This window comes from Streptomyces sp. NPDC086519, assembly GCF_040686075.1.
Taxonomy (GTDB): domain Bacteria; phylum Actinomycetota; class Actinomycetes; order Streptomycetales; family Streptomycetaceae; genus Streptomyces; species Streptomyces shenzhenensis.
The window spans coordinates 1-234 of record NZ_JBFBJL010000013.1 but is presented as its reverse complement, the minus strand read 5'-3'; the positions used below and the strand labels follow the sequence as shown (position 1 = coordinate 234).

1 protein-coding gene is annotated in these 234 nt (G+C 69.7%); it reads right to left on the bottom strand.

Translation table 11 applies throughout. The features are described from left to right. Positions 1-234: hypothetical protein (locus tag AB0P24_RS14445; RefSeq protein WP_365793722.1), on the bottom strand; the 234-nt coding region annotated here is incomplete at both ends.

The following is a 234-nucleotide window of genomic DNA, read 5'->3' as shown; positions in this document are numbered from 1 at the left end:
CGATACCGGGAGTCAGGGTAGTCAGGGGTCCCAGGGTGGTCCCGGTGGGCAGGGCAGTCAGGGTGAGGCCGGCACGCAGGGCAGCCAGGGCAGCCAGGGCGATGCCGGTGCGCAGGGTTCCCAGGGCGATATCGGGTTCCAGGGTGCGCAGGGTGACTTTGGTGCGCAGGGGTTCCAGGGGGGTCTGGGCAGTCAGGGTTTCCAGGGCAGTCAGGGTGATGCGGGTACGCAGGG